The organism is Nocardioides sp. NPDC057772 (assembly GCF_042798075.1).
Classification (GTDB): Bacteria; Actinomycetota; Actinomycetes; order Propionibacteriales; family Nocardioidaceae; genus Nocardioides.
This window is the reverse complement of the sequence record NZ_JBHVKN010000016.1, coordinates 1-21602: the sequence shown is the minus strand read 5'-3', so window position 1 is coordinate 21602 and position 21602 is coordinate 1. Positions and strand designations below refer to the sequence as shown.

General features: G+C 69.9%; 25 protein-coding genes and 1 pseudogene. 16 read left to right on the top strand and 10 right to left on the bottom strand.

Annotated elements, in window-relative coordinates; all coding sequences use genetic code 11:
• Positions 1–13 precede the first annotated feature (13 nt).
• Positions 14–961, top strand: a complete 948-nt coding sequence (locus tag ACFVJS_RS05200) for a 1,4-dihydroxy-2-naphthoyl-CoA synthase (protein WP_378877871.1) — start codon at positions 14–16, stop codon at positions 959–961.
• Positions 962–971: 10 nt separating this feature from the next.
• Here ACFVJS_RS05200 and ACFVJS_RS05195 read toward each other — a convergent pair whose 3' ends face one another.
• Both ACFVJS_RS05195 and ACFVJS_RS05190 read right to left on the bottom strand, forming a co-directional pair.
• Entirely contained in the window at positions 972–1190 is a 219-nt protein-coding gene (locus tag ACFVJS_RS05195) for an amphi-Trp domain-containing protein (RefSeq protein WP_378877870.1), read from the bottom strand.
• Positions 1191–1419: 229 nt separating this feature from the next.
• Positions 1420–2145 carry a PaaX domain-containing protein, C- domain protein gene (locus tag ACFVJS_RS05190; RefSeq protein WP_378877869.1) on the bottom strand — a complete coding sequence of 242 codons (726 nt, stop codon included), beginning with the start codon at positions 2143–2145 and terminating at the stop codon, positions 1420–1422.
• Between the two features lie 90 nt (positions 2146–2235).
• Between ACFVJS_RS05190 and ACFVJS_RS05185 the strand changes: the two genes are divergently transcribed.
• Positions 2236–3861: an acyl-CoA dehydrogenase family protein gene (locus tag ACFVJS_RS05185; RefSeq protein WP_378877868.1), complete on the top strand. Its 1626-nt coding sequence runs from the start codon at positions 2236–2238 to the stop codon at positions 3859–3861.
• Positions 3858–4625: a crotonase/enoyl-CoA hydratase family protein gene (locus ACFVJS_RS05180; protein ID WP_378877867.1), complete on the top strand. Its 768-nt coding sequence runs from the start codon at positions 3858–3860 to the stop codon at positions 4623–4625. Before ACFVJS_RS05185 ends, ACFVJS_RS05180 begins: the two co-directional genes overlap by 4 nt.
• Here the strand turns inward: ACFVJS_RS05180 and ACFVJS_RS05175 are convergent.
• A complete protein-coding gene (locus ACFVJS_RS05175; RefSeq protein ID WP_378877866.1) occupies positions 4601–5263 on the bottom strand; it encodes a TetR/AcrR family transcriptional regulator in 663 nt (220 codons plus the stop codon). The two genes, ACFVJS_RS05180 and ACFVJS_RS05175, sit on opposite strands and share 25 nt — an antisense overlap.
• 140 nt (positions 5264–5403) lie before the next feature.
• Between ACFVJS_RS05175 and ACFVJS_RS05170 the strand changes: the two genes are divergently transcribed.
• Positions 5404–5799: a hypothetical protein gene (locus ACFVJS_RS05170; protein ID WP_378877865.1), complete on the top strand. Its 396-nt coding sequence runs from the start codon at positions 5404–5406 to the stop codon at positions 5797–5799.
• Between the two features lie 9 nt (positions 5800–5808).
• Here the strand turns inward: ACFVJS_RS05170 and ACFVJS_RS05165 are convergent, their stop codons facing one another.
• Positions 5809–6273 carry an Lrp/AsnC family transcriptional regulator gene (locus ACFVJS_RS05165; RefSeq protein ID WP_328528480.1) on the bottom strand — a complete coding sequence of 155 codons (465 nt, stop codon included), beginning with the start codon at positions 6271–6273 and terminating at the stop codon, positions 5809–5811.
• Positions 6274–6357: 84 nt separating this feature from the next.
• Between ACFVJS_RS05165 and ACFVJS_RS05160 the strand changes: the two genes are divergently transcribed.
• A complete protein-coding gene (locus tag ACFVJS_RS05160; protein ID WP_378877864.1) occupies positions 6358–7509 on the top strand; it encodes a DMT family transporter in 1152 nt (383 codons plus the stop codon).
• Here the strand turns inward: ACFVJS_RS05160 and ACFVJS_RS05155 are convergent.
• Together ACFVJS_RS05155 and ACFVJS_RS05150 are read right to left on the bottom strand one after the other, a co-directional pair.
• A pseudogene (locus tag ACFVJS_RS05155) lies at positions 7465–7695 on the bottom strand (MarR family transcriptional regulator); the annotation flags it as partial. The gene ACFVJS_RS05160 and the pseudogene ACFVJS_RS05155 overlap by 45 nt on opposite strands.
• A 161-nt stretch (positions 7696–7856) precedes the next feature.
• Complete coding sequence (locus ACFVJS_RS05150; RefSeq protein WP_378877863.1) at positions 7857–8327, bottom strand: winged helix-turn-helix transcriptional regulator; 471 nt, start codon at positions 8325–8327, stop codon at positions 7857–7859.
• Between the two features lie 92 nt (positions 8328–8419).
• Between ACFVJS_RS05150 and ACFVJS_RS05145 the strand changes: the two genes are divergently transcribed.
• On the top strand, positions 8420–8884 hold the full coding sequence (locus ACFVJS_RS05145; RefSeq protein ID WP_378877862.1) for an SRPBCC domain-containing protein: 465 nt from the start codon (positions 8420–8422) through the stop codon (positions 8882–8884).
• 6 nt (positions 8885–8890) lie between these two features.
• Here ACFVJS_RS05145 and ACFVJS_RS05140 read toward each other — a convergent pair whose 3' ends face one another.
• The gene (locus ACFVJS_RS05140) at positions 8891–9337 is read right to left on the bottom strand and encodes a hypothetical protein (protein WP_378877861.1); all 447 of its coding nucleotides are present in this window, start codon (positions 9335–9337) and stop codon (positions 8891–8893) included.
• A 103-nt stretch (positions 9338–9440) separates the two neighbouring features.
• Here ACFVJS_RS05140 and ACFVJS_RS05135 point away from each other — a divergent pair, with 103 nt between their 5' ends.
• From ACFVJS_RS05135 to ACFVJS_RS05110, 6 genes are all read left to right on the top strand, one after another.
• Positions 9441–10658: a sensor histidine kinase gene (locus tag ACFVJS_RS05135; RefSeq protein ID WP_378877860.1), complete on the top strand. Its 1218-nt coding sequence runs from the start codon at positions 9441–9443 to the stop codon at positions 10656–10658.
• The gene (locus tag ACFVJS_RS05130) at positions 10655–11317 is read left to right on the top strand and encodes a response regulator transcription factor (RefSeq protein ID WP_008354702.1); all 663 of its coding nucleotides are present in this window, start codon (positions 10655–10657) and stop codon (positions 11315–11317) included. Before ACFVJS_RS05135 ends, ACFVJS_RS05130 begins: the two co-directional genes overlap by 4 nt.
• A 98-nt stretch (positions 11318–11415) precedes the next feature.
• Positions 11416–12240, top strand: coding sequence for an alpha/beta hydrolase (locus ACFVJS_RS05125; RefSeq protein ID WP_378877859.1), 825 nt, complete (start codon positions 11416–11418; stop codon positions 12238–12240).
• The gene (locus ACFVJS_RS05120; protein WP_378877858.1) at positions 12237–12977 is read left to right on the top strand and encodes an ABC transporter ATP-binding protein; all 741 of its coding nucleotides are present in this window, start codon (positions 12237–12239) and stop codon (positions 12975–12977) included. Before ACFVJS_RS05125 ends, ACFVJS_RS05120 begins: the two co-directional genes overlap by 4 nt.
• 10 nt (positions 12978–12987) lie before the next feature.
• On the top strand, positions 12988–13809 hold the full coding sequence (locus ACFVJS_RS05115; RefSeq protein WP_378877857.1) for an ABC transporter permease: 822 nt from the start codon (positions 12988–12990) through the stop codon (positions 13807–13809).
• A 5-nt stretch (positions 13810–13814) separates the two neighbouring features.
• Positions 13815–14876, top strand: a complete 1062-nt coding sequence (locus tag ACFVJS_RS05110) for a fatty acid desaturase family protein (protein WP_378877856.1) — start codon at positions 13815–13817, stop codon at positions 14874–14876.
• 146 nt (positions 14877–15022) lie between these two features.
• Here the strand turns inward: ACFVJS_RS05110 and ACFVJS_RS05105 are convergent, their stop codons facing one another.
• From ACFVJS_RS05105 to ACFVJS_RS05095, 3 genes are all read right to left on the bottom strand, one after another.
• A complete protein-coding gene (locus ACFVJS_RS05105) occupies positions 15023–15580 on the bottom strand; it encodes a hypothetical protein (RefSeq protein WP_378877855.1) in 558 nt (185 codons plus the stop codon).
• 46 nt (positions 15581–15626) lie between these two features.
• Positions 15627–16037: a hypothetical protein gene (locus ACFVJS_RS05100; RefSeq protein ID WP_378877854.1), complete on the bottom strand. Its 411-nt coding sequence runs from the start codon at positions 16035–16037 to the stop codon at positions 15627–15629.
• 75 nt (positions 16038–16112) lie between these two features.
• Positions 16113–17276, bottom strand: a complete 1164-nt coding sequence (locus ACFVJS_RS05095; RefSeq protein WP_378877853.1) for a beta-1,3-glucanase family protein — start codon at positions 17274–17276, stop codon at positions 16113–16115.
• 133 nt (positions 17277–17409) lie between these two features.
• Here ACFVJS_RS05095 and ACFVJS_RS05090 point away from each other — a divergent pair, with 133 nt between their 5' ends.
• The 4 genes from ACFVJS_RS05090 to ACFVJS_RS05075 are packed head-to-tail and all read left to right on the top strand — an operon-like array spanning position 17410 to position 21554.
• Positions 17410–18111: an NAD-dependent deacylase gene (locus ACFVJS_RS05090; protein WP_378877852.1), complete on the top strand. Its 702-nt coding sequence runs from the start codon at positions 17410–17412 to the stop codon at positions 18109–18111.
• A 31-nt stretch (positions 18112–18142) separates the two neighbouring features.
• Positions 18143–18859 (top strand): hypothetical protein, encoded by a 717-nt coding sequence (locus ACFVJS_RS05085; protein WP_378877851.1) that lies wholly within the window; start codon positions 18143–18145, stop codon positions 18857–18859.
• A 43-nt stretch (positions 18860–18902) separates the two neighbouring features.
• Complete coding sequence (locus ACFVJS_RS05080) at positions 18903–20345, top strand: MDR family MFS transporter (protein ID WP_378877850.1); 1443 nt, start codon at positions 18903–18905, stop codon at positions 20343–20345.
• Between the two features lie 60 nt (positions 20346–20405).
• Entirely contained in the window at positions 20406–21554 is a 1149-nt protein-coding gene (locus ACFVJS_RS05075) for an acyl-CoA dehydrogenase family protein (protein WP_371264370.1), read from the top strand.
• The last annotated feature ends 48 nt before the right edge of the window (positions 21555–21602 follow it).

The following is a 21602-nucleotide window of genomic DNA, read 5'->3' as shown; positions in this document are numbered from 1 at the left end:
TAACCTCAGGGCCATGAGCGCCATCGAGGGAGTCTCCGACACGTTCGACCCGAGCCGCTGGGACGAGGTCCCCGGCTTCGAGGATCTGACCGACCTGACCTATCACCGGGCCAAGGAGCACGGCACCGTACGCGTCGCCTTCGACCGCCCCGACGTGCTCAACGCCTTCCGGCCGCACACCGTCGACGAGCTCCTCCGCGTGCTCGAGCACGCGCGCACCTCCGCCGACGTCGGCTGCGTGCTCCTGACCGGCAACGGGCCGTCTGAGAAGAACGGCAAGTTCTCCTTCTGCACCGGCGGCGACCAGCGCATCCGCGGCAAGGCCGGCTACCAGTACGAGGAGACCGACGCGTACGCCGCCGGCCGGACCGGCGCGGAGGAGCCCACCCCGATCGACAAGGCCAAGCTCGCCCGCCTGCACATCCTCGAGTGCCAGCGACTGATCCGCTTCATGCCGAAGGTCGTCATCTGCGTCGTCCCCGGCTGGACCGCCGGCGGCGGCCACTCCCTCCACGTCGTCTGCGACCTCACCCTGGCCTCGCTGGAGAACGCCCGCTTCAAGCAGACCGACGCCGACGTCGGCTCCTTCGACGGGGGCTACGGCTCGGCCTACCTGGCTCGCCAGGTCGGCCAGAAGTTCGCCCGGGAGATCTTCTTCCTCGCCGAGGAGTACTCGGCCGAGGACGGCGTACGCATGGGCACCGTCAACCGAGCCGTCCCCCACGCCGAGCTCGAGGACGTCGCGCTCGAGTGGGGTCGCAAGATCAACGGCAAGTCGCCCACCGCGCAGCGGATGCTGAAGTACGCCTTCAACCTCCTCGACGACGGCCTCGTCGGCCAGCAGATGTTCGCCGGCGAGACCACCCGCCTGGCGTACATGACCGACGAGGCCCAGGAGGGTCGTGACCAGTTCCTGGAGAAGCGCGACCCCGACTGGTCGCCCTACCCCTGGTACTACTGATCTGCTCCGGTCACCACTTCAGCTCGATCTCGAGTTCGCGCTCGTCGTCGCCGATCTCGATCTCGAGCTTGAAGTCGACCTCGTCGGGTACGCGCACCTTGAAGCGCAGTCCTTCTCTTTCGAACTCGACCTCGTTGTTGCTGGCGAGCGCGTCGGCCAGGTCACGCAAACGAGCCGCTGCTTCCTCGCGACGCAGCCTCGTCTGTTCGGTGACTTCCATCAGATCCATGCTGAACTCCTTGCCCTGACGTTGAAGATGCGTGATCTCGGCCGAGCGCCATTCGCGCCAGGCCGCCAGCAGCTCGAGGCGCTTCGCCTTCCCATCGCTGACCTAAGGTTGCAGAACGACGCCGATCGACGTGGTGCGGGCGCCCGGCCGGCGGCGCCATCGCAACCTACCCCGCGGTCACGAAGACCGACATGCGAATCGCGTGAACTCCGCTCGAACCTCGCCCATCTCAGCGGGGGAGCGCGGCGAGCTCGCTCAACTCACGCTGATAGGCGCCGTACGCGTCGCGCAGGGCGGCCGCCGGCCAGCCCGACGGTCGGAGCTCGCGGGGGAGGAGCGGGTCGTCGCTCAGGTGGCGCACGATGGCTGCGGCCGTGGCAAGCCTGAGTGCAGGGTCGAGTGTCACGGCCAGGCGGTCGAGCAGATGCTCGGCCTCGCGGGTCCATCCGGCCAGGTCCCACAGGGACGCGGCCAGCTCGACCGGATCCTGGTCCGGCGTCGCCGTGAAGTCACGCAGCACCGGGTCGGAGAAGCGCGGACGCTGGAGGTTGGCCGGCCGGGTCCAGACCCCTTCGCGCAGCTCGGCGAGGCGGTGCGCCTTGAGTGCATCGCGCAGGACGGCGCGCTCCGGACCTGGGCGCCCGGACGTGACGACGACGGCCATCTCCCAGGAGCCGTCCCAAGGCTTGTCCGCCACGCGTACCGCCTCGTCCTGGTGCGCCTGCCGCTGGACGAGCCGCTCGCCGAGCCGGTAGCCGTCGCCGGTGCGCCGCAGGTCGCCGTCGTTGACGGCGCGGGTGAGCGCGACGCGCACGGTCGCCGGAGCGATGCCGAGGAGCTGGCCGGCGCGGGCGAGGTCGGCGGGCGTCAGCGGGGCCGGGTGGGCGCCGAGCATCAGGCTCAGGAGTGCAGAGCGAGCGGAGAGCGGAGCCAGTTCGTCGCGCGCGGTAGCCACCCGTGCATCTTCTCATGCAACATCTATGGACACGGCTGTATCGATTTATGTAACGTCATGAGAAGACGATCCGCTGACACGAGGTGGCCCATGACCAGCACGCACGAGGTGTTCAACCAGGTCCCGCCGTTGGTGGGCCACAACACGGCCGCCGACCCGGTCCTTCGAGAAGGGGTCGAGCGGGAGGGCGCCGCGTGGGCGCTCCCGGAGATCGACGAGCTGGGGCGTCTCGCCGGCAGCGCCGAGGCCCAGGAGTGGGGACGGCTCGCCGAGCGGGTGCCGCCGCGTCTGCACACCCATGACCGCTACGGGCACCGGGTCGACGAGGTCGAGTACGTCCCGGCGTACCACCAGCTCATGCAGACCGCGGTGGAGCACGGTCTGCACGCGGCCCCCTGGGCAGACGAGAGGCCCGGCGCCCACGTCGCGCGTGCCGCGAAGTTCTACACCTGGAACGTCGACGCCGGTCACGGCTGCCCGATCTCGATGACGTACGCGGTGGTTCCGGCGCTGCGGGCCAACCCCGAGCTCGCGGCACGGTTCGAGCCGCTGCTCACGAATCGGGAGTACGACTTCGGCCTGCGCGCCCCCGAGACCAAGCGCGGTCTGATCGCCGGGATGTCGATGACGGAGAAGCAGGGCGGCTCCGACGTACGCGCGAACACGACGACCGCGACGCCGCAGACCGACGGGACGTACGTCCTGCGCGGGCACAAGTGGTTCACCAGCGCGCCGATGAGCGACCTCTTTCTCACCCTGGCCCAGACCGAGGCCGGCGTCTCCTGCTTCCTGGTGCCGCGCGTCCTTCCCGGCGGCGAGCGTAACGCGATGCGGTTCATGCGGCTCAAGGACAAGCTCGGCAACAAGTCCAACGCCTCCTCCGAGATCGAGTACGACGCGGCTACCGGCTGGCTCGTCGGCGAGGAGGGCCGCGGGGTGCGCACGATCGTCGAGATGGTCAACATGACCCGCCTCGACTGCGTGATCGGCTCCTCGGCCGGTATGCGCACCGCGCTGACCATGGCCGCGCACCACGCCAGCCACCGCTCGGCGTTCGGCAAGCTGCTGGTCGACCAGCCGGCGATGCGCAACGTCCTGGCCGACCTGCAGGTCGAGTCCGAGGCGGCGACGACCGCGATGCTGCGGCTGGCGGGTGCCAACGACCGGGCGGTCCGCGGCGACGAGGGCGAGGCGGCCCTGCGCCGGATCGCACTGGCGGTCACGAAGTACTACGTCTGCAAGCGGGCCCCGTTCATGGTGAACGAGGCCCTGGAGTGCCTGGGTGGGAACGGCTACATCGAGGACTTCGACGTCGCGCGCATCTATCGCGAGATGCCGCTCCTCTCGATCTGGGAGGGATCGGGCAACGTGGCCGCGCTCGATGCCCTGCGAGCGCTGGCGAAGGAGCCGCACACCCTGGACGCGTTCCTCGCGGAGGCCGAGCTCGCTTCCGGCGCCGATGACCGCTACGACGCCGCGCTGGACCGGTTGAAGAAGGAGTTCACCTCCTTCGACGACCTCGAGCTGCGGGCGCGGCGGATCGTGGAGCAGCTGGCCCTGGTCTTCCAGGGGTCGCAGCTTCTCCGGTACGCACCGGCGGCCGTCTCCGACGCGTTCTGCTCCTCGCGTCTCGGCCGGGACTGGGGCGGTGCTTTCGGCACGCTGTCCCCGCGCGGCGACCTGGACGCGATCCTCGAGCGGGCGCTGCCGGCATGACCGTCTCGGTCACCAAGGACGGTCCGGTCACGACGATCGGGATCAACCGTCCCGACGTACGCAACGCCGTCGACCGGGCGACGGCGGAAGCCCTGGTCACCGCGTTCGAGGAGTTCGACGCCGATCCCGATGCTGCCGTCGCGGTGCTGCACGGCGAGGGCGGCACCTTCTGCGCCGGCGCCGACCTGAAGGCGGTCGCGGGCGGGGACCCCAACCGGTTCGAGCCGGACGGGCACGGCCCGATGGGTCCGACCCGGATGCGCCTGGGCAAGCCGGTCATCGCCGCGGTCGCCGGTCACGCCGTCGCCGGCGGCCTGGAGCTGGCGATCTGGGCCGACCTGCGGGTCATGGAGGAGGACGCCGTCTTCGGCGTCTTCTGCCGGCGCTGGGGCGTACCTCTGATCGACGGCGGCACCGTCCGGCTGCCGCGCCTGATCGGCACCAGCAACGCCATGGACATGATCCTGACCGGCCGTCCCGTCGGCGCCGACGAGGCGCTGCGGATGGGGCTGGCCAACCGCGTCGTCCCGCCCGGCCAGGCCCTCGCGGCGGCCCAGGACCTGGCCCGCCAGCTCGCGGCGTTCCCGCAGACCTGCATGCGCCACGATCGGCTCTCCGTGCTGGAGCAGGAGGGGCTCATCGAGCAGGACGCCCTGGCCGCGGAGTACCACCACGGCGTCGTCTCGGTCACCACCGACACCGTCGCCGGTGCGACCCGGTTTGCAGGTGGAGCCGGGCGTCACGGTTCCTTCGGCACCGACTGAGTGACGTACTGGCCCATCAGCACCTGGATGAGCCGACGGCCGACGGACATGGCGTGGGTGCGGTCGGAGCCGGCGAGTCCCAGGAGAGGGTCGAGGCCGCGTACGTGAGGGCCGAGGGCGATGTGCGGAAGCAGCATGATGATGGCGGCGACGAGCGCGTCGCGGTCGGTGTCCTCGCGGAGCGCGCCGATGGCGATGCCGAGGTCGATCATGCCGCCGATGACCTCGAGGTAGTCGACGTAGACGGCCTCCCGGACAGCGGCGAGAGCGCTGGGGTTGTGCTCGAGGTTGGCCGAGACCAGCATCTGCCGGTGGCGTGGGTGGTCGTAGAAGTAGCTGATCCACGCGTCCATGAGCAGGTTGACCGAGCCGACGTAGTCGGTCATCCACGGCAGGTCGGCGCTCGCCGCCTCCATCGCCGCTCGGATGTCGTGGCTGGCCCGGGCGATCAGGTGGACGAAGAGGTCGGACTTGTCGGGGAAGTACTGGAACAGGCTGCCCTTGGAGATCCCGGCCTCACGACAGATCGTGTTGAGGCTGGCCGCGTTGTAGCCCCGGATCCCGAACTCCTCCTCGGCCGCCCGGCGCACGGCATCGCGTTTGGCCTCCGGGAGGCGCTCCCAGGTCGGCGTAGGCACTGGCGCCACCCGCCCCCTCTCATGGCTGGACGCTCGCATCGTAGCGTGCTCCGCGCCGACCCCTTGACCGTGCTGTGAGCGCGCCCCTAGCCTGTGACCAGTGGTCATATGACCACTGGTCACGTTCGGGCGGAGGCGCGATGTCGAGCACTGGCAATGACATTCTGAGGCGTCGTTCCCAGGCGGTCGCCGAGGCGGTGGCGTCCCGTTTCGCGCCGACGACCTACACGCAGGTGGACCGGGTCGGGCGCACCGAGGTGCGGTTGGCGATGCCGGACTGTCTCGTCGAGTTCGAGCTGAACTGGATGCACGACCTCGTCGAGGTCTTCGTCCAGCCTGTGGGTTCGGGGAGACGTGGCCGGCAGCGGCTGGTCGGGTTGCTTCCCGCCTACGACCGTGCGCTGTTCGAGAGCGAGACCACCCGCGCGGTCGGACGCGGCGGCCTGCGCGGCATGGCCGCCCAGATCGATGCCGCCGCCCGTGCCTTCGCGCGGCTCTACGACGACAGCCCGGCCAGCCGCGAAGCCAGTTCCTGACCTCGGCGCTCACCCCAGCGGCAGCGGGGCGCTCTCCTTGGTGTTGCCGAAGGCGAACGTGGTCTCGATGGAGGCCAGGGCGGGCATGGTGCGGAGGTTGTCGCGCAGGAACTGCTCGTAGGTCTCGAAGGACGGCGTGACGATCTTGAGCAGGTAGTCGTGGTCGCCGGCCAGGACGTACGCCTCGGTGATGTCAGGGATGGCCCGCAGGTGCTCCTCGACGGCCTCGACAGCGGCGTTGGTGTGGGTGGCCATCTTGATGCGTACGAAGGCGGTGATGTTCATGCCGACGGCGTGCGGGTCGATGACGGCGCGGTAGCCGCTGATCACGCCGGCCTCCTCCAGGGCTCGTACGCGGCGCAGGCACGGCGAGGGGGAGAGGCCGACGCGGTCGGCGAGCTCCTGGTTGGTCAGGCGGCCGTTCTGCTGGAGCTCCCAGAGGATGTGCTTGTCGGTGTCGTCGAGGGTGCGCATGGTGGCAGATTCTGCCACTAGAGGTGGGGATGACGGCAGATCCGGCAATCATATGCGCCGCTGATTTCCCTATCGTGGCGCGACATGGGGATGCGACAGGGGCGCGGCACACGAGCGCCGGCCGGGTGGGCGGCGCTGGGGATGACGGTCGTTCTCTGGTCGTCGTTCGCGCTCAGCACGCGCGGCATCGGCGGGTCCAGCCTGACTCTTGCCGATGCCGCGTTCCTCCGCTTCGCGACCCCCGTGATCCTGCTGGCCCCGCTGCTGCCGAGCACGATCCAGGCCGTACGCCGCGAGCGGCCGCAGGTGCTCGCCCTGCTGCTCGTCGGCGGACTCCCGCACTTCCTCGTCTTCGCGTTCGGCGCCCAGCTCACCAGCGCTGCGCTGACGGGGATGCTGGTGCCGGGCACGGTGCCGCTGTTCGTCACGCTGCTCGCGATGGCACGCGGCCAAACCTCGCTGCCTCCTCGCCGGCTGATGGCGCTGGCGCTCATCACGGCCGGGGTGGCGGTGAGCGGGTTCCTGGTCGGCGATGGCGCGTCGCTCGGCGGGGTCGGCCTGCTCCTCGTCGGCGGGTTCGCCTGGGCCGTGTTCACCTCGGGCCTGCAGCGTACGAGCCTGACGCTCCTGCAGATGGTGCTGACGATCTGCGCCGTCTCGAGTCTGGCCGCCCTCGTCCTGGCGGGCTCCGGTGCGATGCCGTCGCACCTGCTGGCGGGGACCGCCGAGGTCGGCGACGTGGTTGCCCTCACCGTCCTCCAGGGCGTCGGGACCGGCCTGATGTCGACGCTCTGCTACGCGTTCTCCGTCAAGGCGCTCGGCAGCAGCCGGGCGTCGGTGGGTGGCGCGGTGAGCCCCGTGCTGACCGCCGTCGTCGCGGTCCCGGTCTTCGGCGAGCAGATCGGTCTCGGGCTCGCCGTCGCCCTGGCGCTCATCGTGGCCGGCGTGGCCGCGTTCAACGGGTTCGGCGCGGCCGAGTCCGAGACCGCCGCGAGCCGGCGGTCAGGACAGGGCTCGGCGGGCGGTGTCGAGGAACGTCCGGAACGCCTCGCGCTCGTCGGGACCGAGGTCGGCGAGCATCTGCTCCTCGAGCTCCTCGACGCGCGGGTCGTAGGCGTCGAGGAAGGCACGTCCCTCGGCCGTGAGGCTGATCAGCATGCGGCGGCGGTTGTCGGGGTCGGTGCGGCGCTCGATGAGGCCGCGGCGCTCGAGTGCGCCGATGAGGTCGGCGGCTGACTGGGCCCGTACGAACGAGGCGCGGGCGAGGTCGGCGGCGCTCATCGTGGGGCGGCGCTCGAGCACCGAGAGGGCGGTGTACTGCAGGGCGGTGACCCCTGATTCCTTCAGCACGGCGTCGAGCCGCGCTCGGGTGGCGAGCTCGAGCTGCTTGACGACGTAGAGCAGCAGGGGTGCGTCGGTCATGCGGTCATTCAAGCACCGTGGCGCTTGCAAGAACCGACTACGTCTGCACCTCCTCGCGCTACACCGGTGCCTCGCTGGGCACCAGCTCGCGAGAATTCGTCGACGCCTGAGGTCCCCATGCAGCAGAGTCCGCTGTGCGCGTCGCGGCGGGCTCTGCTGTCTCATCTGTCGCGGGCCGGCCGGCGAGCCGCCAGGTATTCGGAGGGCATGCCCGGCCCGGGCCGCACCGCGACCTGTTCGGGCGGGACGTCGCCGTGCCGCTCGCACCTCGTCGAGACGTGGACCGGCTCGCCGCAGTCGGCGTGCAGGTAGTCGATGGGGCGCCCGTCGGGTGCGAACCAGGTGTCTCCCCACTCGGTGAGGGCGATCAGCGCTGGCCGCAGGCCCTGGGCCATGACGGTGGGCCGGTAGTCGCCGGTGTCGTCGCGCGTCATCAGGCCGGCTTCGACGAGCGTGGCCAGCCGTGTCTTGAGGATGTTGGTGGCGATGCCGAGGTTGTGCTGGAAGTCCCCGTAGCGCGTGACGCCGGCGAAGATCGCGTCCCGCAGGATCAGCAGGGTCCATCGCTCGCCCACGACCTCGAGGGAGCGGGCGATGGAGCAGATCTGGCCGTCGTACGTCTTTCCGAGCACGAGGACAACTCTAACAAGCCACTTGCATGATGAAAGTGCTCACGTCTACGGTGGTGCTTGCATGATGAAAGTCACGTTCCGAGGAGACAGCCATGAGTGACCTGACCGCAACCTTCACCGTCGATGCCACGCCTCAGGAGGCGTACGAGGCCATCAACGACGTACGCTCCTGGTGGGGGCACCACATCGCCGGCCCCACCGACCAGGTCGGTGCCGAGTGGTTCTACCTGGTGCCGGACATCCACTACTCCAAGCAGCTCGTCAAGGAGCTGGTCCCGGGCGAGCGCGTCGTGTGGGAGTTCACCGACGGCTACCTCGACTTCATCGCCGACAAGAAGGAGTGGATCGGCACGACCGGCCGCTTCGAAATCGCCGCCGACGGCGATCAGACCCGCGTGACCTTCACCCACGAGGGCCTCGGGCGTGGGGACGAGTGCTTCGACGTCTGCTACGACGCCTGGACCCACTACATCACCGTCAGCCTCAAGGGCCGGATCGAGTCCGGCGAGGGCACCATCCGGACCCACGACGAGGACAAGGCCGCCATCGCCCGGTGACGATGGTCAGGCGAGGATGCCTCGGATCTCGTCGATCGTCTGGACGAGCAGCGCACCGGTGTGCGGCTTCGCGACACCCATCGTCGGCTCCGGCCAGAGCGTCAGGGGGACGCTCTGACCGTCCGCGGACGTGATGCCGAATCCTTCGACGACCCGCGCGGTGTTGATCCTGACCTCGGCCGCCGCGACCGACGCGCCCCGTCCGGAGAGCGCGAGCAGTCGCGTCGGCCGCCCCGGGCCGCTCTTCCAGACCGAGACCTCGTCGGGGCTCACCACGAGGATCGTCGCCGAGAGCTTCCACATCCCCATCTGCGGCCGGGTGAAATAGGCGTGGGCCGTCGCCCGGAACGTCGTGAGCGTCCTGCGCTGTCCGCGGACGGTCAGGGCACCGTACGCGACGAGGGCCGCCAGGCCGGCCAGCAGGGCGATCACGATCAGGATGAGCAGCAGCACGGCGGGTAGTCCACCACATCCGCTGGTGAGGAGTGGTCGATATGGGCTCTCCGGAGCGGCTCGGGAGGGCCCGAAATGACCACTCCTGGTATTTACTGAATCCATGCTGAAGACCTGGTCCGGCCGCGGTCGTCTGGCGTTGTACGTCGCCGCGACCGTGCTCGGGATCGTGGAGGCGGCGGTTCTGACCACCGACCCCTACGAGGTCGCGGGCGGGGTCGCGCTGCTGGTCGGGTTCACACATGCCGCCTCGATCCCGTTGGCGCTGCGGCGTCCGGTGGAGGCGGCCGGGCTCTCCCTCGTCGCGGTGACCGTGGCGGCGCTGGCGATCGTGAGGCAGGGCGAGAGCGGATGGCCGTGGATGATCCCGCCGCCGACACTGACGCAGCTCGTGGTGCTGGTGGTGCTGACCCTGGTCGCCGGGTGGCGGTTGGCGGCGATCACCCTGGGGATCCAGGTCGCTGCCGGGGTGGTGCTGGCCGTGGTCGGGATGGCCTGGAACGACCTCGTCCCCTCGCTCATCGAGGTGGCCAACTTCGCCTCGCTCGCGCTGCTGATGGGAGCTCTCGCCACGGTCGCCAGGCGGCTCTCGGAGTCGCGCAGCGCCCTGCGTGAGGAGCACGAGCGCCGCTCGGTCGTGGAGGAGAAGGCGCGCATCGCCCGCGAGCTGCACGACGTGATCGCCCACAACATGTCGCTGATCACCGTGCAGGCCAGGTCGGCTCCGCACCGGGTCGACGACGTCAGCCCGGCGGCGGAGGCGGAGTTCGCAGAGATCGCCGACCTGGCGGCCTCGGCGCTGCGGCAGATGCGCGGGGTGCTCGACGTGCTGCGTACCGAGGAGGGGCAGTCGGGCCGGGTCCCGGTGCCGGACATCGGCGGGTTGGGCGAGCTGTTCGAGAGCGCTCGCGGGACCGGGCAGCGGGTCGAGGTGCGCGGTGACCTTCCCGAGCTCACCGATGTCGTCCCCGAGGTGGGCACCGCGGCCTACCGGATCGTGCAGGAGGCGCTCAGCAATGCCCGCCGGCACGCTCCCCGCGAGGCGGTCGGCGTCGACCTGACGCTGGGAGAGGAGGACCTGGAGATCCGGGTCGCCAACGCGCTGGACGGGGCCGGTCCCGCCGAGGCCACCGGAGGTGGTCACGGGTTGATCGGGATGCGCGAGCGTGCCGCCGCCGTCGGGGGCAGCCTCACCGCCGGAGCGGTCGGCGGGGAGTTCGTCGTCGAGGCCCGCCTCCCGGACCGAACCGCGGGCCGTACGCCCTCGCTGGGCCAGGACAAGAAGAGCCAGGACAAGAAGAACGGTAGAAAGACCCCGTGACGGTGAAGATCGTGGTCGTCGACGACCAGGCGATGGTGCGCTCCGGCTTCGTGGCGCTGCTCAGCACCCAGCCGGACATCGAGGTCGTCGGCACCGCGGCGGATGGCTCTGAGGCGTTGCAGGTGGTGCGGCGTACGCATCCCGACGTGGTGCTCATGGACGTCCGGATGCCGGTGATGGACGGCATCGAGGCGCTCCGGCAGCTCTCCGAGAACCCGGCCACGGCCCAGACCAAGGTGGTCATGCTGACCACGTTCGACGCCGACGAGTACGTCCACGAGTCGCTGCGTCTCGGCGCCAGCGGTTTCCTGCTCAAGGACGCCTCGCCCGACGAGCTCGCCTCCGCGATCCGGGTGGTCCATGCCGGCGAGGCGCTGCTCTCGCCTTCGGTGACCCGGCAGGTGATCGCGCAGTTCGCCCGCGCCCCGCGCAAGCGCAAGCAGGACCCGCGCCTCAAGCAGCTCACCGAGCGCGAGCGCGAGGTGCTCGAGAACATCGCCCGCGGCAGCTCCAACAGCGAGATCGCCGCCGAGCTCTTCCTCGCCGAGCAGACCGTGAAGACCCACGTCAGTCGCATCCTCGGCAAGCTCGGACTCCGCGACCGCGCCCAAGCCGTCGTCTTCGCCTACGAGAGCGGCCTGGTCGCTCCGCACGTCTAGGGACCGTCTTAGGGGTCATCCCGCACTACCCCGGTAGGGGGTCGAATGGCTCCTGGGAGTGACGCGCGGCAGCACACCTGATTCCTACCGTCACGGCCATGACAGTTGTGACGCCGCTCAGGTACGGCCTCAACGAGGCCGATGGAACCATCGGACCCCGCCTCCTCGCCTGTGACCCGCCCGGAGGGGCTCGGGTCGTCGAGGCATTCGGGGATGTCGTGACCGCCGACCACATCGCGGTCCTGGTGCCCGGCAACGGCCACCACCTCGGCAACTACTTCACCAACGCCGAGGCCCACAGTCCGCGCTCCCGGGGGCAGCTGCTGCTGCGTACGATGCAGGAGATCGCGCCGGAGAGCCGGTCGGCCGTCGTGGTCTGGCTGGGCTACCACTCGCCGCCGGAGTGGTACAACGCGATCACCAACGGGCCCGCCTACGCCGGCGCCCGCGACCTGGCCGCCCTCACCCACTACCTGCCGCGTGCCGCCCACCTCACCCTGGTCGGGCACAGCTACGGCTCGACCGTCGCCGGCCTGGCGCTGGCCAGCGCCCGCGCCGAGGACTGCGTGGCGCTGGGCAGCCCCGGGATGGGTGTCGTGCACCGCTCCGAGCTCGGGTCACGCACGCGGCTCTGGGCGGCGTACGGCGAGACCGACCGGATCCGGCTGGTCCCGCAGGTACGCCTCGGCCGCCTCGGTCTGGGGCGCGGGCCGCTGCACCCCGAACTGGGCGCGACCCGCTTCGGGACCGGCGACATTCCCGGCCACTGCGGCTACTACACCGAGGGCAGCGAGTCGCTGCTCAACATCGCCCGGATCGCGCTCGGGCGCTACGACGAGGTGACGAACGCGTCGGGCCCGACGCGCCGCCGTTCGTCCCTCACCACGTCGGCTCGACCGACAGAACTGGAGGCAGCAGCATGATCACCGACGAACCCGCCATCTGGACCCAGGGACTCCGCAAGAGCTACCCCGGCCGCGGCGCCGCGCTGGACGGCATCGACCTCGCCGTCCCCGCCGGCACCGTCCACGGCCTGCTCGGCCCCAACGGAGCCGGCAAGACCACGACCGTACGCATCCTGGCCACCCTCGCCAGCTTCGACTCCGGCCAGGCGTGGGTCGCCGGCCGCAACGTTGCCCGCGACCGGGCCGGCGTGCGGGCGCGGATCGGCATCGCCGGTCAGTACGCGGCGGTCGACGGTGTCCTGACCGGCCGCCAGAACCTGGAGATGTTCGCCCGCCTGTACCGGATGCGAGCCCGGGAGGCACGCCAGCGAGCCGACGAGCTGCTGGAGCGCTTCGACCTCGTCGAGGCCGCCGGCCGCCCGGTGCGCGGCTACTCCGGCGGCATGCGGAGGCGGCTGGACCTGGCCGTCAGCCTGATCCGCAGCCCCCGGGTGCTCTTCCTCGACGAGCCCACCACCGGGCTGGACCCGCGCAGCCGGATCGAGGTCTGGGACGCGGTTCGCGAGCTGGCCGACTCCGGCACGACCGTGCTGCTCACGACCCAGTACCTGGAGGAGGCCGACCGGCTGTGTTCACGCATCACGATGGTCGACCGCGGCCGGGTCGTCGCCGAGGGGACGCCCGCCGAGCTCAAGTCCAGCGTCGGCGGCCGCGACCTCGACGAGGCGTTCCTGCTGATCACCGAGGGGGCCTGAGATGACCACGATGACCGAAACCACCGTCCACGGATCACGCATCACGTGGGCGACGATCGACACCTGGGTCGTGGCCAAGCGCCACCTCCTCCATCTCGTACGCCGCCCCGACGAGCTCCTCGGCACGCTGATGATCCCGGTGATGGCCGTGGCCATGTTCGGGTTCGTCTTCGGTGAGGCCTTCGGGGTCGCGATGGACGTGCCGGGGTCGGAGTATCGGGAGTTCCTGCTCCCGGGCCTCTTCGCACTCACCATGGCGTTCGGCATCGGCAACACCACGATCTCGGTCGCCGAGGACGTACGCGGCGGGGTGCTGGACCGGATGAGATCACTCCCCATGTCGCCGGTCGCAGTGCTGGCCGGGCGTGCTCTGGCCGACGTGATCCTGGCGGTCGTCGAGCTCAGCATCCTGCTCGCGCTCGGGACGCTGTTCGGCTGGCAGGCCCATCTCGGGATCGGCGGGGTGATCGCCGCCCTCGGCCTCCTGATCCTCCTCAGGATGGCCTTCTCCTGGGTCGGCATCCTGCTCGGCCTGCTGGTCAGCGGACCCGAGGCGGCGATGAAGTACTTCGCGCTCGTCTTCCCGCTCGCCATGGTCGCCGACACCATCGTGCCGACCGACCTGATGCCGGGTTGGCTGGCCCTCCCCGCCGAGTGGAACCCGCTCTCCTCCACCGTCATCGCCACCCGCGAGCTGTTCGGCAACATGACCGTCCCGGCGACCTCCTGGGTCGGCGAGCAAGCCCTCACCATGGCCGTCCTCTGGCCGGTCGCCATCATCGCGGTCTGCCTGCCGTTGGCCATGGCCCGGCTTCGCCGGCTGGGGCGGTGACCACGATGACCACGCTCCCCACCCAGGCGCACCGTCAGGTCAACGCCTACACCGAGCTGATGCGTCGTGTCAGGCAGGAGGGTCTCCTGGAGCGGACGCCGAGGACGTACGCCCGGCGGGTGGCCCTCCTCGGCGCCGGCTTCGTGCTCGCGCTGATCGCCCTGCTCGTCCTCGGTCAGACCTGGTGGCAGCTGCTGGTCGCCGCGGCCTTCGGGGCCCTGTTCACCCAGGCCGCGTTCCTCGCCCACGACGGCGCGCACCGCCAGATCTTCGCCTCCGGCCCGAAGAACGAGTGGGCCTCCCGCATCCTCGGCAACCTCGTCGTCGGGCTGAGCTACGGCTGGTGGATGCGGAAGCACACCCGCCACCACGCCAACCCGAACAAGGTCGACGCGGACGAGGACATCCGCCCCTCGGTGCTGCTGTTCACCCCCGAGGACGTCGAGCGACGTACCGGTCTCAAGCGGTGGCTCACCGCTCGCCAGGGATGGCTGTTCTTCCCGCTGCTGACCCTCGAGGGCATCAACCTCCACGTCGGCGCCGTCCGCACCGTGATCAGCGACCGAGACCTCAAGCATCGGCGTACGGAGGCAGCGCTCCTGGCGCTGCGGCTGATCGGGTGGCCGGTGCTGGTCTGCTCGGTGCTGGGCCTCGGCCTCGGCGCGGCGTTCCTGGGCGTGCAGCTGGCCGTCTTCGGCATCTACATGGGCGCCAGCTTCGCCCCCAACCACAAGGGCATGCCGCTGGTCCCGCGCGACACCCGGATCGACTTTCTCTCTCGCCAGGTCCTCACCTCCCGCAACATCCGCGGGGGACGCTGGGTCGACCGGCTCATGGGTGGCCTGAACCTGCAGATCGAGCACCACCTCTTCCCGAGCATGCCGAGCAGCAGCCTTCGCCGCGCCCAGCCCCTGGTCCGCGCCTACTGCGCCGAGCAGGGCGTGCCCTACACCGAGGCCGGTCTCCTGGAGTCGTACGCCATCGTCGTCCGCCACCTCAACCGTGTGGGCCTCGGTGACCGCGACCCCTTCGCCTGCCCGTTCGTCGTGGTGAACCGGACGGGCTGATGGGGCCCCAGGGATACCCGGTCGACCGGGTATCCCTGGGCTTGACGGGCACTGAAACACCCACCCAGTCCACGAAGTGCCCGTCCAGTCCCCGCGTTCGTCTCGCCATTCGAGCTGGCGAGCCGATCACGCGCCGACGAGAGCTGCTACGGAGCCGAGGCGGCGACCAGCTCTCCGCGGACCCGGCCATGATCCGAGTAGCCCGTATCGACCTCCACGGAGCCCGCGCCACCCAGTTCCTTCTCCCACGCCCGGCAGAGGGCTGCGGCCTCGCCGTCCTTCCGGGCCCGTCGGTCGAAGGTGACCCGGGTGACGTACCCGCCCTCGGACCAGACCAGCACCCCGTCGACCTCGGCCCGGAAGCGCTCGCCGTCGGGCAGCACCAGATCGATGTGGTCGCTGTCGTAGTCGCGAATCCCGGGGAAGTCCTCGTTGTCCTCGGGCAGGCTGGACAGCCGGATCGGCTCGCGCAGGTCGAGCTCGATGGTGTCGGGGTCGCGGACGAGCTGAGCCCACGCGACCAGCGTGGCGACGAACAGCACCGGGACCGCGAGCAAGCCGACCCCGGTCCAGGCCAGCGGCTTCGCGTTCTTCCCCGACAACCGCACCGCGGCGGCCGCCCCGAGCAGGACGAGCGCGACCACCACGAGGAGCAGCAGCACGGCCCCGACCACGATGATCAGAACCGCGCCACCCGCACCCATGGGGTCAGTATCCCGACAGCGACGGTGACCCGCACCGGCAATGCGGCTACCCGACGGTGTCGACGATGCAGGCGGCCAGGGTGGAGAAGTAGACGGCGCCGGCGAACAGCGCATGGAAGCCGACCCGGACCGGCAGCCGGCCGTCGAAGATCGAGCGCAGCGCGAGCTTGTAGGCGCTGACCGTCGAGAGGTGGCTGCCGCCCATCGCCCGCGTACGCCGCAGCAGCATGCTGTCGCCGAAGATGTTGCCGATGCTGATGAGGGCGAACGCGGCCCAGGCCCACAGGACCGGTCCGGCCAGGACGTACGCGATCCAGGACGCCGCTCCGACGACGGAGAGTGTCGCATGGGTGACGGCCACCCGCGAGCGGCCGTGGCTGCGCCGGAGCCAGCCCGTCAGCAGCAGGACTCCGACCGCTGCCTGGACGAGCCACGCCACGAGGACGACGTACGTCATGGCGCGACCGTATGAGCCCTCGTGGCGTGGTGGATGTGCACTGCCGACGATCCCCGATAGAGGGGAGGAGACGGCTCAGAACGGGGTCAGCGTCACCGCCATCTCGGAGGCGTTGTCCTCGACGTACGAGGCGAAGCCGCCGACGTCGTCGAAGGCGAACCCGTAGGCCTTCCTGTCGACGGTGTTGTCGTGCATCGCCTTGCTGTACGCATGGACCGGCGCGCCCTGGTAGAACCCGCCCGCGTCGCCGGTGGGCTGGTCGGCGGAGGCGAGCAGCGTGGTCCGGTTGAAGCCGGCGCCGAGCACGGCGGCGACGGGGCCGGTGATGCCGTCGTTGGGGGCGGCCAGGGCGCCGTCGCAGAAGAGCACGTCCCGGGTCGAGGGCCGGCTGAACGCCTGGACGCCGCCGTCGAAGACGAACCGGTCGCCGGTGACCCGACCGGTGAAGGTGGCGTTGTTGGCCCTCACGACGAGCGGCTCGCCGGTGTACTTCGACCAGACCTGGTCGATGTAGGAGTCGAAGAAGGTCGTGGAGAACGTCCCGGCGTCCAGCCCGTGACCCGGCGCGATGATCCGGCGGTCGTCGACGACGAGGGAGCTGAAGTCGGGGGAGGCGGAGACGGCGGAGAAGATCTTCGCGCGGCCGCCCTCGACGAGGGTGCCGGTGGTCGGCGACTGCTCGCCGGTCAGCGCGATCGAGAGCGGGACGCTGAACATGTCGACCATGGTGGTGTTGCAGTAGATCCGGCCGCTCTTGTAGGTGAACTCCACGCAGTCGTGCAGCACGCCGTAGCTGGGGTCGGACTCGACCCAGGCCGCCGGGTAGGCGAGCGCGTTGCCCTCGTTGACCTTGAACTTCAGCTTCTCGCCGAGCGAGAAGTAGATCCGCCCGGACATGTCGGCGGGGATCTGGGAGAGCGTGTCACCGCTGCTCGCGAACGGGATCGCGTAGTCGGCGTAGCCGTCGGCACCGTTGTCGGCGAGCGAGACCGGCACGAGCGAGCCCTCGGGAGTGACCCGGGACTGCTCGCCCGTCGCCAGGTTGGTCCCGACGACGTAGAAGTGGATGGAGGCGTTGTCGTACGCACCGGTCCTGTTGACGAACCGGAGCCGGATCGCGGCCTGGGCGGTGGCGCCCCGCGGCCGCATGGCCTGGGTGGCCTGCCAGTGGGTCCCGCCGAGGAGCGGTAGGGCGAGGGCGGCAGAGGTGGCGGTCAGTACAGATCGTCTGGTCAGCATGGGACCTCCCGAGTGGGGAACTGTAGGAACCCGAATTACAGTAAGGGTCCTTTACAGAAAAAGTCCATACCGATCGTGTGACCAAAACGGCCTCCTGGGGGCAGCGGATGTCTCGTCAACCTCGGTAGCCTGAATGCTTGTGAAAGTTGTCGTGCTCACCGGAGCCGGGATCTCGGCCGAGAGCGGTCTTGCGACCTTCCGGGACGCCGATGGGCTCTGGCAGGGGCACCATGTCGACGATGTGGCCACACCCGAGGCCTTCCAACGCGACCCGGCGACGGTCCACCGCTTCTACGACGACCGCCGCCGCGAGCTGCGGTCGGTGGTGCCCAACCCTGCCCACCTCGCGCTGGCTCGGCTCGAGCAGGTTCTCGGTGACGAGCTGCTGGTGGTCACGCAGAACGTCGACGACCTCCATGAGCGGGCCGGCTCCCGCCGGGTCGTGCACATGCACGGCGAGCTGCTCTCGGCCCTCTGTGACTCGTGCCAGGGTCGGTTCGCCTGGGACGATGATCTCGGGGATGCGCCCGCGTGCCCGGGCTGCGGCAACGACACCCTGCGGCCCGACGTGGTGTGGTTCGGGGAGATGCCCTACGACCTCGACCTGATCGAGCGAGCGCTCGTCGAGGCCGACCTCTTCGTCGCCATCGGCACCAGTGGTGCGGTCTACCCGGCCGCCGGATTCGTACGCATGGCCGCCCTCGCCGGGGCCAAGACCCTCGAGCTCAACCTGGACCCGTCCGAGACCTCGCACCTCTTCGACGATGCCCGTCACGGGCCGGCCGGCAAGCTGGTGCCGGAGTGGGTTGCCGACGTGCAGGCGCTGTCGCGTTGACCCCTTCGTAATATCTGTCACGATAGGCCGCGTGTTTCGCCATGCCGTCCCCACGACCGTCCTCATCGTCGCGCTGACCAGCGCTCTCGCCGGCTGTGGCGAGAAGGAGGGGACGCTGTCCCAGGCGCGCGAGTACGCGAAGCAGCCCGGCAACCAGATCGCCGAGCACGCCCGGACCGCGATGCACGACATCGACACCGTTCACGTCGAGGGCGACGTGCTCGACCCGCAGGGCACCAAGATCACCGTCGACCTCGACGTCTCCGCAGCGGACAGCTGCGTCGGCAAGGTCAGCATCGGTGACGGCGAGATCTCGCTGCGCTCCATCGCCGGATCCGCCTGGTACCAGGGCGACGAGGAGTTCTGGAAGTCGATCGCACCGGCCAAGGGCGAGGGCGAGCGCATCGCCAAGCGGGTCGGGGAGAAGTGGGTGAAGCTCGAGGGCGAGATGGCCAGCCTGCGCGCCTTCTGCAGCATCGACAGCCTCACCGCCCAGATGGTCCCGGCCGAGGCCGAGGCGCAGGCGATCGGCCCGGCGATGGCTGCCGATGGCCCTGCGGTGCGCCTCGATGTCACCCATGGCGAGACCGAGAGCCGGACGTACGTCCTGGCCTCGGAGCCCCACCGCATCGTGAAGTGGACCCAGGGCAGCTCCGGCGAGCTCACCTTCTCCGACTTCGACAAGGAGTTCCAGGTCGAGGAGCCCGCCCCCGACGAGGTCTTCGACCTCGCCGAGCTGGAGAAGTGAACCTCGCGGAATGAATCCTCGGTCGTGAGGATTGCTAAGTAATGTGCCCACCTCGACGACCAGACCAACGCGCAGCTCGGTAGGACTTCGGAGCGAACGCGGGCCGATCCTGCTCGCGGTGATGGTGTCGCTCAGCCTGGTCGCGATCGACATGACGATCCTGGCGACGGCGGTGCCGAGCGTGGTGAAGGACCTCGGCGGCTTCGAGCAGTTCCCGTGGCTCTTCTCGATCTACGTGCTGGCCACTGCGGTGACCACGCCGCTGTACGCCAAGGTCGCCGACCGGCTCGGGCGCAAGCCGGTGATGATCGCCGGGATCGTCGCGTTCCTGGTCGGGTCGCTGCTGTGTGGTCTGGCGTGGTCGCTGCCCGCGCTGATCGTCTTCCGCGCGATCCAGGGCATCGGCGCCGGGGCCATCCAGCCAATGGCGATGACCATCGTCTCCGACATCTACACCCTCGAGGAGCGGGCGGTCGCGACGTCGTACGTCGCCTCCGTCTGGGCCACCGCCGCCATCGTCGGGCCGACGCTGGGCGGCGTCTTCGCCGACTACCTCGACTGGCGGCTGATCTTCCTGATCAATCTGCCGATCGGCGCGGTCGCGCTGTGGCTGCTGCGCCACTTCCGCGAGGACCGCCGGCCTGCTGCGACGACCGCGATCGACTGGGCCGGGGCGGGGCTGCTGACCGTCGGCGGCATCGCGCTGCTGCTCGGGCTGCTCGAGGGCGGGCACGCCTGGGCGTGGGCGTCCTGGCCGTCCTACCTGATCTTCGCGGTCGGCATCGTGGCCCTGGTCGCCTTCGGTTTCGTCGAGCGGCGGGCCGTCGACCCGGTGCTGCCGCCGTGGGTCCTGGGCCACCGCGTCCTCGCGCCGGCCAACGCCGCCAGCCTGATCGTCGGGGTGGTGATGCTCGGGCTGACGACGTACGTCCCCCTCTATGCCCAGAGCGTGCTCGGTCACTCGGCCGTCGTCGCCGGGTTCGCGCTCGCCGGGATGAGCATCGGCTGGCCGATCGCCGCCGCGACGGCCGGCCGGATCTACCTCTCGAAGGGGTTCCGGGCGGCGGTCGCGCTCGGGGCGCTGCTGGTGATCGTCGGCGGGCTCGTGCTGGCCACGGTCGGTGAGAGCTCGTCGTTCTGGCACCTGGCCATCCCGTGCTTCGTGCTCGGTCTCGGCTTCGGGTGGTCGGTCAACCCGGGCGTCGTCGCGGCCGGTTCCGCGGTCGACTGGGAGGTGCGTGGCGTCGCCACCGGGTCCAACATGTTCGCCCGCTCGGTCGGCTCGGCGTTGGGCGTCGCGCTCTTCGGCGCGGTCGCGAACGGGCTGGTCCGGAGCGAGTACGCCGGGGGAGAGGTGCCGGCGCTGGAGGCCCTGCCGCCCGATGTCCTCGCGCCAGCGCTGCACGTCGTCTTCCTCGTCGGCCTGGTCGTCTCGCTTCCGCTGCTCATCGTGGCGTGGCGTACGCCTGTCCGGATCAATCCCTGACTCAGCCATTTTGGAACAGGGGTTACCACTGAGTAACCACTGCGTCGTAGACTCCGACGCATGCTGAAGCGCGACCACTATGAGGAAGACCACGAGGACTTCCGAGCCTCCGTCCAGCAGTGGCTGGAGCGTTCGGTCAAGCCCCACACCGACAAGCACATCGCCGACAAGGCGCTGCCCCGCGAGTTCTGGCTGGAGGCTGGCGAGAACGGCTTCCTCGGGCTCGCGATCCCGGAGGAGTACGGCGGCGCCGGCGCCGACGACTTCCGCTTCAACGCGGTCCTCGCCGAGGAGCTCGCCAAGATCGGCGCGGCCTACCCGACCTGCGTCGGCATCCACTCCGACATCACCGCTCCCTACCTCGTCCGCCTCGGCACCGAGGAGCAGAAGCAGCGCTGGCTGCCGGGCGTGGCGTCGGGTGAGATCCTGCTCGCCATCGGCATGACCGAGCCCTCCGGCGGCTCCGACCTGGCCGCGCTGAAGACCACCGCGGTCCGCGACGGCGACGAGTGGGTCATCAACGGCTCCAAGACCTTCATCACCAACGGCTACTCCTGCGACCTGGTCATCACCGCGGTCCGCACCGACCCGGAGAAGGGCGCCAAGGGCATCACCCTCTTCGCGATCGAGGCGACCAAGGAGGGCTTCTCGCGCGGCCGCAAGCTCGACAAGGTCGGCATGGAGGAGTCCGACACCGCCGAGCTGTTCTTCGAGAACGTACGCGTCACCGACGCCGAGATCATCGGCGAGCTCAACCGCGGCTTCATCCACATGATGGAGGAGCTCCCGCAGGAGCGCGTCTCGTGTGCGGTCGCCAACATCGCGCAGGCCAAGCAGATCCTGCTCGAGACCGTCCAGTACGCCAAGGACCGCAAGGCCTTCGGTCAGTCCATCGGTGCCTTCCAGCACAACAAGTTCCTGCTCGCCGAGCTGGTCACCCAGATCGAGGTCGCCGAGGCGTACGTCGACAAGTGCGTCGCCGCCCACGCCCGCGGCGAGCTCAGCCCGGTCGAGGCCTCCAAGGCCAAGTGGTGGTCCTCGCAGGCGCAGTCCGAGGTCCTCGACCACTGCGTCCAGATCCACGGCGGCTACGGCTTCATGAACGAGTACCGCGTCGCTCGCGCCTGGCGCGACGCCCGCGTCACGAAGATCTGGGCCGGGTCGAACGAGATCATGAAGGAGCTCATCGGCCGAGACCTCGGCTTCTGAGCCGAACGAAACATTCGTTCGTACCCCACGGGCGGCCGCTCCTCCGGG